The organism is Neisseria sp. P0021.S006, assembly GCF_051956895.1.
In genome coordinates this window covers 1-14,653 of sequence record NZ_JBQCWZ010000017.1, presented here as the reverse complement: position 1 = coordinate 14,653, position 14,653 = coordinate 1, and the positions used below count along the sequence as shown (strand labels likewise).

Annotated in this window: 16 protein-coding genes and 1 tRNA gene; 13 read left to right on the top strand and 4 right to left on the bottom strand. The window is 46.7% G+C overall.

The window, feature by feature from the left end; all coding sequences use genetic code 11:
* Positions 1 to 19 precede the first annotated feature (19 nt).
* Positions 20 to 1,099: a lytic murein transglycosylase B gene (mltB, locus tag ACTHUM_RS05355; RefSeq protein WP_049337071.1), complete on the top strand. Its 1,080-nt coding sequence runs from the start codon at positions 20 to 22 to the stop codon at positions 1,097 to 1,099.
* 58 nt (positions 1,100 to 1,157) lie between these two features.
* On the opposite strand, the gene ACTHUM_RS05350 is transcribed toward mltB, so the two are convergent.
* The gene (locus ACTHUM_RS05350; protein ID WP_004519255.1) at positions 1,158 to 1,871 is read right to left on the bottom strand and encodes an aldose epimerase family protein; all 714 of its coding nucleotides are present in this window, start codon (positions 1,869 to 1,871) and stop codon (positions 1,158 to 1,160) included.
* A gap of 198 nt (positions 1,872 to 2,069) precedes the next feature.
* Between ACTHUM_RS05350 and dnaX the strand changes: the two genes are divergently transcribed.
* Together dnaX and ACTHUM_RS05340 are read left to right on the top strand one after the other, a co-directional pair.
* Positions 2,070 to 4,061 (top strand): DNA polymerase III subunit gamma/tau, encoded by a 1,992-nt coding sequence (gene dnaX, locus ACTHUM_RS05345; protein ID WP_049337069.1) that lies wholly within the window; start codon positions 2,070 to 2,072, stop codon positions 4,059 to 4,061.
* A 90-nt stretch (positions 4,062 to 4,151) separates the two neighbouring features.
* Entirely contained in the window at positions 4,152 to 4,487 is a 336-nt protein-coding gene (locus ACTHUM_RS05340) for a YbaB/EbfC family nucleoid-associated protein (RefSeq protein ID WP_003678854.1), read from the top strand.
* 148 nt (positions 4,488 to 4,635) lie between these two features.
* On the opposite strand, the gene ACTHUM_RS05335 is transcribed toward ACTHUM_RS05340, so the two are convergent.
* Both ACTHUM_RS05335 and ACTHUM_RS05330 read right to left on the bottom strand, forming a co-directional pair.
* Positions 4,636 to 4,711: transfer RNA gene (locus ACTHUM_RS05335), tRNA-Asn, on the bottom strand.
* A 139-nt stretch (positions 4,712 to 4,850) separates the two neighbouring features.
* Positions 4,851 to 5,342 carry a hypothetical protein gene (locus ACTHUM_RS05330; protein WP_049336771.1) on the bottom strand — a complete coding sequence of 164 codons (492 nt, stop codon included), beginning with the start codon at positions 5,340 to 5,342 and terminating at the stop codon, positions 4,851 to 4,853.
* Between the two features lie 180 nt (positions 5,343 to 5,522).
* On the opposite strand from ACTHUM_RS05330, the gene dapF reads away from it, so the two are divergent.
* The 4 genes from dapF (at position 5,523) to ACTHUM_RS05310 (ending at position 8,667) form a co-directional block, all read left to right on the top strand.
* Complete coding sequence (gene dapF, locus ACTHUM_RS05325) at positions 5,523 to 6,374, top strand: diaminopimelate epimerase (protein ID WP_049336770.1); 852 nt, start codon at positions 5,523 to 5,525, stop codon at positions 6,372 to 6,374.
* A complete protein-coding gene (locus ACTHUM_RS05320) occupies positions 6,371 to 6,973 on the top strand; it encodes a hypothetical protein (protein WP_049336767.1) in 603 nt (200 codons plus the stop codon). Before dapF ends, ACTHUM_RS05320 begins: the two co-directional genes overlap by 4 nt.
* Before the next feature lie 106 nt (positions 6,974 to 7,079).
* Positions 7,080 to 8,012: a cysteine synthase A gene (cysK, locus tag ACTHUM_RS05315; RefSeq protein WP_107723629.1), complete on the top strand. Its 933-nt coding sequence runs from the start codon at positions 7,080 to 7,082 to the stop codon at positions 8,010 to 8,012.
* Between the two features lie 154 nt (positions 8,013 to 8,166).
* Entirely contained in the window at positions 8,167 to 8,667 is a 501-nt protein-coding gene (locus tag ACTHUM_RS05310) for a membrane lipoprotein lipid attachment site-containing protein (protein ID WP_371440888.1), read from the top strand.
* Positions 8,668 to 8,750: 83 nt separating this feature from the next.
* On the opposite strand, the gene ACTHUM_RS05305 is transcribed toward ACTHUM_RS05310, so the two are convergent.
* Positions 8,751 to 9,134, bottom strand: a complete 384-nt coding sequence (locus ACTHUM_RS05305) for a YkvA family protein (protein WP_049329785.1) — start codon at positions 9,132 to 9,134, stop codon at positions 8,751 to 8,753.
* A gap of 460 nt (positions 9,135 to 9,594) precedes the next feature.
* Here ACTHUM_RS05305 and sdhC point away from each other — a divergent pair, with 460 nt between their 5' ends.
* From sdhC to gltA, 6 genes are all read left to right on the top strand, one after another.
* Positions 9,595 to 9,972 (top strand): succinate dehydrogenase, cytochrome b556 subunit, encoded by a 378-nt coding sequence (gene sdhC / locus ACTHUM_RS05300; protein WP_049336763.1) that lies wholly within the window; start codon positions 9,595 to 9,597, stop codon positions 9,970 to 9,972.
* Positions 9,966 to 10,307: a succinate dehydrogenase, hydrophobic membrane anchor protein gene (sdhD, locus tag ACTHUM_RS05295; protein WP_003678837.1), complete on the top strand. Its 342-nt coding sequence runs from the start codon at positions 9,966 to 9,968 to the stop codon at positions 10,305 to 10,307. Before sdhC ends, sdhD begins: the two co-directional genes overlap by 7 nt.
* Positions 10,308 to 10,309: 2 nt before the next feature.
* Positions 10,310 to 12,073 (top strand): succinate dehydrogenase flavoprotein subunit, encoded by a 1,764-nt coding sequence (sdhA, locus tag ACTHUM_RS05290; RefSeq protein ID WP_049336762.1) that lies wholly within the window; start codon positions 10,310 to 10,312, stop codon positions 12,071 to 12,073.
* A 119-nt stretch (positions 12,074 to 12,192) separates the two neighbouring features.
* Positions 12,193 to 12,900 (top strand): succinate dehydrogenase iron-sulfur subunit, encoded by a 708-nt coding sequence (locus tag ACTHUM_RS05285; protein WP_003678833.1) that lies wholly within the window; start codon positions 12,193 to 12,195, stop codon positions 12,898 to 12,900.
* 3 nt (positions 12,901 to 12,903) lie between these two features.
* The gene (locus tag ACTHUM_RS05280; RefSeq protein ID WP_003678830.1) at positions 12,904 to 13,152 is read left to right on the top strand and encodes an FAD assembly factor SdhE; all 249 of its coding nucleotides are present in this window, start codon (positions 12,904 to 12,906) and stop codon (positions 13,150 to 13,152) included.
* A gap of 123 nt (positions 13,153 to 13,275) precedes the next feature.
* Positions 13,276 to 14,559, top strand: a complete 1,284-nt coding sequence (gene gltA / locus ACTHUM_RS05275; RefSeq protein ID WP_004519267.1) for a citrate synthase — start codon at positions 13,276 to 13,278, stop codon at positions 14,557 to 14,559.
* Positions 14,560 to 14,653: the final 94 nt, after the last annotated feature.

Sequence of the window (14,653 nt, the reverse complement as noted above, 5' to 3'; positions counted from 1 at the left end):
TTTAGTAAAGAGATTATTTATGAATAAAATCAAAATCTTTGGGATAGGTTTGACTGCTTTGGCTTTAGCTTCATGCGGCACTCCGCAAAAGCCTGCTGTTGATACGGCAAAACCTGTCGAGCCTGTTTCCTCTGCAAAACGCCCTGTATTTGATGCTGCGGCTGAATCTGTTGCCAGCAGCGGTTTTAATGAGAACGTCAATGTTCAGCAGTTTATCCAATATGAAGTGAAAAATCGCCGTTTCAGTGCGGAAGAGTTGCGCAATTTCTTTAATGGCGTGGTGTATAAAGGCAACATTATTACCATTATGTACCGCCCAAGCACTTCGCGTCCTTGGTATGAATTCCGCACCGGTAACTCTGGTGCAGCCAAATTTAATGGCGGCAGACAATTCTATGCGGCAAACCGTGCCGTAATTGATGATGTGGCACGCAAATACGGCGTACCTGCCGAATTGATTGTGGCGATTCTCGGGATTGAAACCAATTATGGTAAAAATACAGGCAGCTTCCGCGTTGCCGATGCCTTGAGTACATTGGCCTTTGATTATCCTCGCCGTGCCGAGTTTTTCCAAAATGAATTGAGTGAACTTTTGCAGATGGCAAAAGAAGAAAAAGAAAATATCTTTGACTTCAAAGGCAGCTATGCCGGCGCGATGGGCATGCCGCAATTTATGCCTTCAAGCTACCGTAAATGGGCGGTGGACTATGATGGTGATGGTCATCGCGATATTTGGAATAATGTTGGCGATGTGGCGGCTTCTGTCGCCAATTATATGAAACAGCATGGCTGGCAGACCGGCGGTAAGATGGTTGTGCCGGTAAGTCTGACGATTACTCCGCACTTGCAGGCGATTATCGATGAGAAAACTGCCTTGACGCGCACTGTCGCAGATTTCAAAGCTTTGGGTGTCGTGCCTCAAGCTGCTATTGCCGATAATGAAAAAGCTGTGCTGTATGCTTTGGAGACCAGCCCGGGCGTATTTGAATACTATTTGGGTCTGAATAACTTCTACACGGTATGGCAATACAACCACAGCCGTATGTATGTAACAGCGGTACGCGATATTGCGAATGCAATCAATAACAATGGCCTGTAAGCCATAAGAAAACCACCCTTTGGGGTGGTTTTTAAATATCGAGGATTTGTAAAGGGGGTTAAGCTATCAGTCTGATTTTCATGGCGTAACGTTTTTTGCTGTGTCCTGAAACAAACTGTCCTCCTCGGGCAGGGGATAAAAACGCATTGCCTTCTGCGGTTGGCTCTGCACAAGTATATTGACCGTTTCGATCGCTCCAAAGGGCATACACAGGCAGATTGTGGGTACGGATATCCAGTTTCAAGCCGTCAAATGCAACGTGTGCATCCTGGTCGGAGGAAACAAATTCGGTATGGGAGATATAGTCGGCATCGTATGGGGCGCCGTTGAAATCAAATTGTGTGCCGGCGGCGGTAAAGTAGGGGTGGAATCCTGGGGACGTGCGGATGGGTGATTCGCCGTAATTGCAGACAGTTAGGATGGCGATGGCTTCATTTTCGTTAGGCAGACTGTAATCGAGCAACCATTCGACGTGTTCATAGCCTTTTTCTGTGCTGATTAATTTTAAGCCGATATCTGATTCATTTTGATGGCGGATTTCCCAGTCTGAAGTTCTGCCGAAACCATGTTGGGCCAGATGATTTTTGCTGTCAGGTCCGAATTGAGGTAGGCAGACGTGCATGCCGCCGCGTAATTTTGTGTCATCGCCTACTTGAACGCTGGTTTTCGGAAATAAGACTTCCCATCCTTTTAGAATCAGGGAATCAATATATCCGCCCATTGTATTTACTTGCATAGTGGCTGATTGGTTGCGTAGTATGATTTCGGACATGATGTTTCAAACTTCAAATTACTTATCATTTATGTAGCATTCTAACATTGCAATGACATGCTGTCGCTGTCGGTTTGATAGAAAATCCTTAATAAAAATCAAAAAAATGCTAGAATATATGCCATTTTCTGAGGCCGTCTGAAAAGCGGAGAATTCTTTTCAGACGGCCTTCCGATTTATTTCCCGTAGAGAAACAACATGGCTTATCAAGTTCTTGCACGAAAATGGCGTCCGAAAACCTTTGCCGATTTGGTCGGTCAGGAACACGTCGTCAAAGCCCTGCGTAACGCGCTGGACGAAGGCCGTCTGCACCATGCCTATCTGCTGACAGGGACACGCGGTGTGGGTAAGACCACGATTGCCAGGATTTTGGCCAAGAGCCTGAACTGCGAAAATGCCGTGCATGGTGAGCCGTGCGGTCAGTGTGAAAGCTGTACGCAAATCGACAGCGGCCGTTATGTGGATCTATTGGAAATCGACGCGGCATCGAATACCGGTATCGACAATATCCGCGAAGTGTTGGAAAACGCGCAATACGCGCCGACTGCGGGTAAATACAAAGTCTATATCATCGACGAAGTGCATATGCTTTCCAAAAGCGCGTTCAATGCCATGCTGAAGACTTTGGAAGAACCGCCTGAACACGTTAAATTTATTTTGGCGACCACCGATCCGCATAAAGTCCCCATTACTGTATTGAGCCGCTGTTTGCAATTTGTGTTGCGCAACATGACAACCCAGCAGGTTGCCGAGCATTTGGCGCATGTCTTGGATCGTGAAAACGTTCCTTATCAGCCACAGGCTTTGCAACTTTTAGGCCGTGCCGCCGCCGGCTCGATGCGCGATGCGTTGAGCCTTTTAGATCAGGCGATTGCCATGGGTTCGGGTAAAGTGGCCGAACAAGATGTCCGCCAGATGATCGGAGCGGTCGATAAACAATACTTGTTTGAATTGCTTGAAGGAATCATCAATCAAAACGGGGAAGCCTTGCTGGAAAAGGCTCAGGAAATGTCCGCCAGAGCGATTGGTTTTGACAGCGCGTTGGCAGAATTGGCCATGTTGTTGCAACGTTTGGCTTTGATTCAAACCATTCCTTCCGCCTTGGCAAATGACGATCCTGAACGTGAAACTTTGCAGCGATTAAGTCAGGCTTTGAGTGGCGAGCAGATTCAGCTTTATTATCAATGCGCTATTCATGGTAAACAGGATTTACCGCTGGCTCCAGACGAGTATGCCGGTTTTGTCATGACGCTTTTGCGCATGCTTGCATTTGCGCCGTTGGCCGCTTCGGGTTGCGATACGCAAAGTCAGATTGAACACACGGATTTGCATTCCGACCATCAGAAAGCTGAGGCCGAAAAAAAGCCTTTTCAGCTGCCGAAATCTGAGCCGATAGCAGCACCGGCGGTTGAGAAAGAGGCTGTTCCGACTAAACAGGATATCGTTGAAAGGCCGTCTGAAGAAACTATTCAGTCTGCTCAACAACAGGGGGATGTCCCGCCTTGGGAAGACATGCCGAGCCAAGTATCGGCTGAGCCGCCTCAAACACAAACGGCGCAGATGCAAGAAACTGCGGAGCCATTGCCTGTTGCAAAAGTTCAGACGGCCCCTGAACCGGAAGAATATCCGCACATAGATGAGGAAATTCCACCTCCGTATTTTGATGAAGCATATGCATATGAAGATTCACACCGTGCTGATGTGATGGAAGTACTGCAGCCGGTTGTGTCTGAAGAAGAGGAGGGAGATGAAGAAGAGCTTCAGTTCGCTCCTTTGCCTGAGTTTAAAACTGAGAATTGGCACAGCATTATCGAACGATTTGCCCGTAAATTAGGCGCGGCGCAGATGTTGGCACAAAATGCGGCATGGACGAGTTATGATACGGAAGCAGGATTAATCATGCTGTCGTTGACGGATGAGGCCAAAGCTACTGCCAATAAAGAGCGCTTGGACAAAATCTGCCAGACGTTGAGCGAGGCTTACCATCTTGGCAATTTAAGGCTGCAAACCGAGCCTTGGCAGGATGATAAAGGCTGGGAAACGCCGGTGATGCGCCGCAAACGTATTCAAGAAGAAGGACGGCAGCAGGCGCAAGATTTGCTGGAAGCGGATACAACGGCGCAGAAAATTTTGCAAATCTTTGAAGCGCAATGGCTGCCGGATTCTTTAGAGTTAGTAGGGCATTCTTAAAATACTGACATACAAGGCCGTCTGAAAGGCAATAGCGTTTTTCAGACGGCATGAGTGAAACCCATTTATTCAAACCCATAGGAGTAAAACATGTTCGGAAAAGCCGGATTAGGCGGCCTGATGAAACAGGCTCAACAAATGCAAGAAAACATGAAAAAGGCACAAGCCAAGCTGGCTGAAACCGAAGTTGAAGGTGAAGCAGGCAATGGTTTGGTGAAAGTTGTGATGACGTGTTCGCACGTTGTTCGCAAACTTGAAATCAGCCCTGATTTGATTCAAGAAGCCGCAGACGACAAAGAAATGCTGGAAGATTTGGTATTGGCCGCTATCAATGCCGCTTCTGAAAAAGCCGAAGAAACGACCAACAAAACCATGGGTGCATTTACCCAAGGCCTGCCGGCAGGCATGGGCGACTTCTTCCGTTGATTTAAAAATAAATAAAAGGCCGTCTGAAGCCAGATTTGGGTTTCAGACGGCCTTTTTTATTATGAGGATTCATGGGCTTTCTTTGGGAAAGAACAAGCGTTCCTTATTGATGTAAAAAAGCCTGAACAGAAGTTCAGGCTTTTAAATTTGGCTCCCCGACCTGGGCTCGAACCAGGGACCTGCGGATTAACAGTCCGTCGCTCTACCGACTGAGCTATCGGGGAATGGGGCGTATTATAATGGCTGGAAAAAATGTGTCAATCAATATTTTTAAGGAAATGGTGCAAAATATTTCAAATGTTTGAATGTTAAAAATATTTTGTAATCAAGTTTCACATGCTCCTCAGCCGTTTCAGACGGCCTTTAGTATTTGGCGTTAACCAATTTGCCGTTTTGGAATACTTGTTGCTGCATCACCGTGCCGTTGTAGGCGTAAGTGGTTAACGAGCCATTGCTTGGCGTGGCGCGGAACTGCATCAGTTGGTTACGGCTGAGAACGTAGGGGTCCGTGCGTTTTTGACTGTTGTCGCTGTAAAAGTCTTGGACGACGTATTCGTTGTTACGTTTGCTGATCAGTTGGCGATGGAAGCCACCTTTGACTGCGCTGTTGCTGGGTGTGCCGTGTGCATCAAAATAGGTCACGATTTGTTCTTCTGAGATACGGATGCCGTCTGAATCCGTGCCTTTGGTGGTTTTGGTTTTATCCAAGCCGACAGGGATGTTGATGGATGTACCCAGGCCGACATGGCGGCCGATGCTGGTGCCGACGCCTAAGCCGACGGAAACACCGGGCGTGCCGACTGTACATGCGCTGAGTGAAGCGGCCAAAAGGGCAGGTAAGAGAATTTTTTTCATAATGTGTATCCTTGTAATAAGAAATATTTGTAATGTGGGAAGTATAGTATTTTTGCGGGGTGGCTGGTGTTAGTATTGGTAAAAGGGCGCAAGGCCGTCTGAGAAACAAGATAGAAACGAATATATCATTCTGGTGTAGAATGTGCCGAAATAATGATTTAATAAGAATGTGAATAAATAATGAAAACTTTGAAATTTACGAAGATGCACGGCTTGGGCAATGATTTTATGGTGGTTAATGCCATCGATCAGGACTTTGATCCGTTGACTGCGCCGCTTGCCCAATGGGCAGACCGCTATCGCGGCGTGGGTTTTGATCAGTTTTTGGTAGTGGAGAAGCCTTCTTCTGATGCGGTCGATTTTCGGTACCGCATTTTCAATGCCGATGGTCGGGAAGTAGAGCAGTGCGGCAATGGAGCGCGTTGTTTTGCGCGTTTTGTCGCGGATAAGGGTTTGACGGATAAAACGGAAATTTTGGTCGAAACGGCCAAAGGGATTATTGTACCGAAGCTGTTGGATAACGGTTTGGTTACCGTCAATATGGGTAAACCGCGTTTCATGCCGTCTGAAATTCCGTTTGTGCCTGCACATGGTGAAAATGAAGATGCGCTGACACATATTGTCTTGGTCGGTTTGGAGTCTGTACCGGTAAGCTGTGTGAATATGGGTAATCCGCATGCGGTGATTTTGGTTGATGATGTTGAGACTGCGCCGGTGGAATATTGGGGCGGCGCTATTGAATCGCACGAGCAGTTTCCTGAACGGGTCAATGTCGGCTTTTTGCAGGTTGAAGATGAATTGTCAGTCCGCCTGCGAGTGTTTGAACGCGGGGTGGGGGAAACTCAGGCTTGCGGCACTGGAGCGTGTGCGGCCGTGGTGGCAGGCGTGCGCAATGGCTTGCTGAAAGCGGGTGCGCCTGTGCGTGTTACTCTGCCTGGAGGTGAATTGTTTATCAGTTGGGAAGAAGGTGGCGATGTGCAAATGACCGGCCCTGCGGAAACTGTTTTTGAAGGCGAGTTGCAGTATTCATGATGGTTTCTTTGGATTTTTGGTTTGCCGTCGCGTATGCTGCGGTATCGTTGGCATTTATTTTTCGCGCGCAGCGGTTTCAATGGCTTTGGGCTACGGTGTTGTTGTGGCTGGGGATTTCGGCACTGGGCGCACGCTTGTTGCCCGGAATATGGGGCTTTACGCATACAGGCCCTTTGTTCATCCCTCATTTTTATCTGACAATCGCCAGTATTTTCTTCTTTATTGATGACTGCAGTAAAACGGAAGACAAAAAGTTTTGGTCGGCAGGCGAATATGCCGGTTTGACCTTATTTGCGGTTTCCAATGTCGTCATGACTTTGGCTTTTGTTTTCTTGGTAGGCGTGGTTTATTTCATCTTGCCGCTGGCGGGCGCGGTTTTTGCGTGGGCGGCCTTGCTGAAAATTTATGCTTTGAAACCCATTTATTGGTTTGCATTGCAGGGCGTCCTGATGCTGGTGTTTTATCTGCACAGAGTGGTTGTTTGCAAGCAGTCTGCCTCTCTTTTCAGTATGCGGCAGATGTGGGCAGGTTGGATGGTTGCCGTCGTGATGCAGGCTGTAGTTGCCGTTACATTGATTTTTGAGCGCAGTGGATATTGACCGCGCTTGAACCAAAAGTTATAAAGAAAGAAATTTTCGATATTGGTTTTTCAGACGGCCTGAGTTTAATATGCAGGCTGTATTACATCTAAATCAGGAGCAGGAAATGAAAATTGCAAATAATATTACCGAGCTGATCGGCAACACACCTCTGGTGAAACTGAACCGCCTGACCGAAGGTTTAAAAGCGCAAATCGCCGTTAAACTTGAATTCTTTAATCCAGGCAGCAGCGTGAAAGACCGTATTGCCGAATCTATGATTGAAGCGGCCGAGCAAGCCGGTAAAATCAATAAAGATACCGTTATCGTCGAGGCAACCAGTGGCAATACCGGTATCGGTTTGGCCATGGTGTGTGCGGCCCGCGGTTATAAATTGGCGATTACTATGCCTGAAAGCATGAGTAAAGAACGCAAAATGCTGCTGCGTGCATTCGGTGCAGAGCTAATTTTGACACCTGCTGCCGAAGGTATGGCGGGCGCTATTGCTAAAGCCCAGTCTTTGGTGGACGAACATCCAGATACTTACTTTATGCCGCGCCAATTTGATAACGAGGCTAATCCTGAAGTTCACCGCAAAACCACTGCCGAAGAAATTTGGCGCGATACAGACGGTAAAGTAGATATTTTCGTGGCCGGTGTAGGTACAGGCGGTACGATTACCGGTGTGGGCGAAGTATTGAAAAAATACAAACCCGAAGTTCAAATCGTGGCTGTCGAGCCTGAAGCTTCCCCAGTATTGAGCGGTGGCGAGAAAGGTCCGCATCCGATTCAAGGTTTGGGTGCAGGCTTTATCCCCAGCGTTTTGAATACGACTGTTTACGACAGCATTTCCAAAGTACCTAACGAGGCAGCGTTTGAAACTGCGCGCGCTATGGCTGAAAAAGAAGGCATTTTGGTAGGTATTTCTTCAGGTGCCGCAGTATGGAGCGCATTGCAACTGGCTAAAAAACCTGAAAACGAAGGTAAGTTGATCGTTGTCTTGTTGCCATCATATGGCGAACGCTATCTTTCTACGCCTCTGTTTGCCGATTTGGCATAATATAGGATTGTTGTTAAAAGGCCGTTTTCAGACGGCCTTTTTTGCGTATGGGCTTGAGATATCGTATGAAATCTGTTGTAATTCAGTTAATGAGCTTTGAATACCATTATTCAAAAGTTGGTTTCTTCAACGAATCATGCTTATAATGCGCATTATGAAAAAATACATTCTTCCTATCTTTGCTGTGGCGGCACTTGCCGGTTGTGAATCGATTTATGTTCCAACATTGAAAGAAGTGCCAGTTCGACCAACCAACGTTAAGAAACCTAAGGCTGATTCACAAGTTTCAGCTACCGGTTATCATTTAGCTCCTTCGCATTGGGCAGATGTTTCCAAGATTCATGATGAAGCACGTCGCTTGAGTACCCAAGTGAGCCAAGGTAGTCTGACCAAAGTTCAGGCTGCACAATATTTGAACCGCTTCCGTATCCAACAAGTGGGACGCAACTCTGTCGATGACAGTATGTACGAAGTTTATCTGCGTTCTGCCGTTGACAGCCAACGTGGTGAAATTACTACCGAGCAATCCAAACAGTACATCCAAGGTGCTTTGCGCGGTTGGCAACAGCGTTGGAAAAACATGGATACCAAACCAAGCAATCCTGCGTTTACCAACTTCCTGATGGAAGTTATGGGTATGCAGCCTTTGAAATAAAAAGTCATAAACTGAGAAGGCCGTCTGAATATTCAGACGACCTTCTTTTTGTATTTATATATGTGTAGTCGGACTTTATCCAATTAAGAACCAAACAGCTTGTCAGCCGCTTGACGGGCTTTTTCTTGAATATCTTCGGTCAGATAGTTTTTCATCTGAGAATAAACCAGCGCAATGACGGCAATGTCATCGCTGAAGCCAAATGGAATCAGAAGGTCGGGAATGCTGTCAATAGGACTGAGGAAGTAAACCAGTGCGCCGACAATAATCATTTTTGCACGTTTGGGTGTATGTTCGGATTCCCAGAGATAATAAAGCGCATAAAGCTGGCGGACGACAGGTTTACCCAAGCGACCGGCAAAGCGTCCGAGTTTTTTCATGAAGCCGGATGTGTCTAAGTTTCGACGGCGGAAGGAGGGGATGTAGTCTTCCGGATCGGGTGTGTTTTGATGAGGGGAGTGTGTCATGATGCAGCTTCCTTTTTAGGTATGGAAACATGGTTGGTGTTACGTCGTATTTTAGTCTATTTTGGGCGGATGAAATGTCTTTGAATGTATAACTATGTAAGAGTAGTGATGATAATGCAATGGTAATAAGTTAAGAATGGCTTATGCCTTTGTAAAGATTAGGTATCAAGAGTGAGAATTTATCTCACAATAGATACAATTCTCAAACAATAATGATGTTATCGTAAGTGCTTTGATGGGGAGATGGCTTAATTGCAGGAAAGTAACAAAAAAGGCTAGCCACACAAAAAAAATCTAAGAATGATTGTTTGATTTTATTAGTCTTTTGGTAAAAATCATTAGAGCATTCATAAATTGCACTGTTCAAAATGAGATAAAACAGGTAAATTATGGTTTATGTAGCTTATTGTAGTGCTGAGCTATAGGTTTTGAGCTGATAATAAATCTAGAGGAACTGACCATGTCCGCCAAATCACGCCCGGTATTTTTGGAAATTCCGAATATCCGATTGCCCATACCGGGGATTGTATCTATTCTTCACCGTATCAGCGGCGTCGGCTTGTTTGTGATGCTGCCTGTTCTCTTGTATTTCTTCTCCGGAACGCTGGATCGCGAAGCGTCGTTTGAAGCATATCGTACTGCTATTTCCAATCCGTTTGTGAAGCTGATCCTTATCGGTCTGTTGTGGGCATATCTGCACCACTTTTTCGCCGGTATCCGCTTTCTGTTTTTGGATGTGCATAAAGGCCTGGAATTAAATACTGCCCGTACTACTGCTAAAGTTGTATTTGCTTCTGCTTTGATTCTGACCGTCGTTTTGGGAGCTTTGTTATGGTAGAACGTAAATTGACAGGTGCGCATTACGGTTTGCGCGATTGGGCAATGCAACGTGCAACTGCGGTCATCATGTTGGTGTACACCGTGGTTCTTTTGGTTGTTTTGTTTACGTTGCCTAAAGAATATTCGGCATGGCAGGCATTTTTTGATCAAACTTGGGTAAAAGTATTTACCCAAGTGAGCTTCTTGGCTGTATTCCTGCATGCATGGGTAGGTATCCGCGATTTGTGGATGGACTACATTAAGCCTTTCGGTCTGCGTTTGTTTTTACAAGTTGCCACCATCGTTTGGTTGGTAGGCTGCTTGGTGTATTCTGTTAAAGTAATTTGGGGGTAAATATGGGTTATCCTGTTCGCAAGTTTGATGCCGTGATTGTTGGCGGTGGTGGTGCAGGTTTACGCGCAGCCCTCCAATTGTCTAAATCCGGCCTGAATTGTGCTGTTTTGTCTAAAGTCTTCCCAACCCGTTCTCATACTGTAGCGGCTCAAGGTGGTATTTCTGCTTCATTGGGTAATGTGCAAGAAGACCGTTGGGATTGGCATATGTACGATACCGTGAAAGGTTCTGACTGGTTGGGCGACCAAGATGCGATTGAGTTTATGTGTCGCGCCGCGCCTGAAGCCGTAATTGAGTTGGAACACATGGGTATGCCTTTTGACCGTGTGGAAAGTGGCAAAATCTACCAACGTCCTTTCGGTGGTCATACTGCCGAACATGGTAAACGTGCGGTAGAACGTGCATGTGCGGTTGCCGACCGTACCGGTCATGCGATGTTGCATACTTTGTACCAACAAAACGTCCGTGCCAATACACAATTCTTTGTGGAATGGACGGCACAAGATTTGATTCGTGATGAAAACGGCGACGTCGTCGGTGTAACCGCCATGGAAATGGAAACCGGCGAAGTTTATATTTTCCACGCTAAAGCCGTGATGTTTGCTACCGGTGGTGGCGGCCGTATTTATGCGTCTTCAACCAATGCTTATATGAATACCGGTGATGGTTTGGGTATTTGTGCCCGTGCAGGTATTCCGTTGGAAGACATGGAATTCTGGCAATTCCACCCGACCGGTGTAGCCGGTGCCGGTGTATTGATTACTGAGGGTGTGCGCGGTGAGGGTGGTATTCTGTTGAATGCCGATGGCGAACGCTTTATGGAACGTTATGCTCCAACCGTAAAAGACTTGGCTTCCCGTGACGTGGTTTCCCGTGCGATGGCGATGGAAATCTACGAAGGTCGCGGCTGTGGTAAAAACAAAGACCACGTTTTGCTGAAAATCGACCATATCGGCGCAGAAAAAATTATGGAAAAACTGCCGGGCATCCGCGAGATTTCCATCCAGTTTGCCGGTATCGACCCGATTAAAGACCCAATTCCTGTTGTGCCGACTACCCACTACATGATGGGCGGTATTCCGACTAACTACCATGGCGAAGTTGTCGTTCCGCAAGGTGAAGATTACGAAGTGCCTGTAAAAGGTCTGTATGCGGCAGGTGAGTGTGCTTGTGCTTCCGTGCACGGTGCGAACCGCTTGGGTACCAACTCCCTGTTGGACTTGGTGGTATTCGGTAAAGCTGCCGGCGACAGCATGATTAAATTCATCAAAGAGCAAAGCGACTGGAAACCTCTGCCTGCTAATGCCGGTGAGTTGACCCGCCAACGTATCGAGCGTTTGGACAACCAAACCGATGGTGAAAACGTTGATGCATTGCGTCGCGAACTGCAACGCTCCGTACAACTGCATGCCGGTGTGTTCCGTACCGATGAGATTCTGAGCAAAGGCGTTCGAGAAATCATGGAGATTGCCGAGCGCGTGAAACGTACTGAAATCAAAGACAAGAGCAAAGTATGGAATACCGCGCGTATCGAAGCTTTGGAGTTGGATAATCTGATTGAAGTAGCGAAAGCGACTTTGGTGTCTGCCGAAGCACGTAAAGAATCGCGTGGCGCACACGCTTCAGACGACCATCCTGAGCGCGATGACGAAAACTGGATGAAACATACCCTGTATCATTCAGATACCAATACTTTGTCTTACAAACCGGTACATACCAAGCCTTTGAGCGTGGAATACATCAAACCGGCTAAACGCGTTTATTGATGAGTTTTCAGACGGCCTTTACCTTAAAGGCCGTCTGAAACCTAACCATACCCACATTGAACTGCTTGAATTCATAATACAAAATCATTGAGCAGTTTATGAGAAAAGGAACACTTCTCATGGAAAAAATGAGTTTTGAAATTTACCGTTACAACCCGGACGTTGATGCCAAACCTTATATGCAACGTTACGAGTTGGAATTGGAACCAACCGACGTTAAGCTTTTGGACGCTTTAGTGCGCCTGAAAGCACAAGACGATACATTGTCTTTCCGCCGTTCTTGCCGCGAAGGTATTTGCGGTTCTGACGGTATGAACATCAACGGTAAAAACGGCTTGGCATGTCTGACCGATCTGCGCAGCCTGAAACAGCCGGTTAAAATCCGCCCTCTGCCAGGTCTGCCTGTTATCCGCGACCTGATTGTGGATATGACCCAGTTCTTCAAACAATATCACTCAATCAAACCTTACGTTGTCAACGACAACCCTATCGATGCGGACAAAGAGCGTCTGCAAACTCAGGAAGAGCGTAAAGAGTTGGACGGTTTGTACGAGTGTATTTTGTGCGCCTGCTGTTCGACTGCCTGCCCGTCATTCTGGTGGAATCCTGATAAATTCGTTGGTCCGTCTGGCTTGCTGAATGCTTACCGTTTCATTGCGGATAGCCGTGATACCATCACTAATGAGCGTTTGGATAATCTGAACGACCCATACCGTTTGTTCCGTTGCCACACCATTATGAACTGCGTAGACGTATGTCCTAAACACTTGAATCCGACCCGAGCCATCGGTAAGATTAAAGAGATTATGTTGAAACGAGCCGTTTAAGAAATGATGGTTTTTGACGATATTGCCAAACGGAAAATCCGTTTTCAAACCCGCCGGGGATTGTTAGAACTAGACTTAATCTTCGGCAGGTTTATGGAAAAAGAATTCGAGCACCTGAGTGATCAGGAGTTGTCCGAATTTTCCGAAATCCTCGAATTTCAAGACCAAGAGTTGCTTGCCTTGATTAACGGACATTCGGCAACGGACAAGAAACACCTGATTCCCATGCTTGAAAAAATCAGACAGGCATGATGTGTTATAGAGCTTGTTTGCGATGCCAATCCGAACAAGCTTTTTCCATACTGAGGCCGTCTGAAAAAAGGACCGTGCCGCTTGGGCGGCAACGAAAGCCCCAACTTACAAAGGAGTTTAAGAATGTCTAAATCAGTCAAGCTCACCACCCCAAATCAAGAGACCTTGGAACTGCCAGTATTGGAAGCAAGTATCGGCCATGATGTGGTTGACATCCGTGCGTTGACAAAAAATACAGGTCTGTTTTCATTCGACCCAGGATTCGTGTCCACTGCAAGTTGCGAATCCAAAATCACTTATATTGACGGCGATAAAGGTCTGTTATATTACCGTGGTTATCCTATCGAGCAGTTGGCCGAAAAATCCGATTACTTGGAAGTTTGTTACCTGTTGATCTACGGCGAGCTGCCTACGCCCGAACAGAAAAAAGAATTTGATGCTACAGTCAGCCACCATACTATGGTGCATGAACAGTTGACTTGGTTCTTCCGCGGTTTCCGTCGCGATGCGCACCCGATGGCGATGATGGTGGGTGTGGTTGGCGCTTTGTCTGCTTTCTATCAAGACAGCTTGGATATTACCAATCCTGAACACCGCAAAATCGCGATTTACCGCTTAATCTCCAAAATTCCGACCATTGCGGCAATGTGTTACCGTTATTCCAACGGTTTGCCGTTCAATTATCCAAAAAATAACCTTTCCTATGCTGAAAACTTCTTGCACATGATGTTTGCCACACCGTGTGAAGAATACAAACCTAATCCAGTCTTGGCCCGCGCGCTCGACCGCATCTTTATTTTGCATGCCGACCACGAGCAAAATGCTTCTACTTCGACCGTACGTTTGGCAGGCTCTTCAGGGGCGAACCCATTTGCCTGTATCGCTGCTGGTATCGCCTGTCTGTGGGGTGCTTCACACGGCGGTGCAAACGAAGCTGTGTTGAAGATGCTGGATGAAATCGGCGATGTGTCTAATGTTGCCGCATACATGGAAGGTGTGAAACAACGCAAATACCGTCTGATGGGCTTCGGTCACCGCGTATACCGCAATATGGACCCACGAGCCAACATCATGCGCGAAACCTGTTATGAAGTCTTAAAAGAATTGGGCTTGGAAGACAGTCCTAAATTCAAGCTGGCGATGGAATTGGAACAAATTGCACTGAAAGACCCATTCTTTGTTGAACGCAAGCTGTATCCAAACGTCGACTTCTACTCTGGTATCGTCTTGTCTGCATTGGGCATTCCAACTGAAATGTTTACCGTTATCTTCGCATTGTCGCGCAGTGTAGGTTGGATTTCTCATTGGCATGAAATGATTAGCGATCCGGCACTGAAAATCGGTCGCCCACGTCAACTTTATACCGGTGCAGAACGTCGCGATTACGTTCCGGTAGATAAACGCTAATAAACAATACATTAATATATTGTTGAAAAGTCGTTTGAAAAAATCGAATTGCCGTTTTCAATGAGGTTGGTCGTAATTAATTAAGTTGATAGCA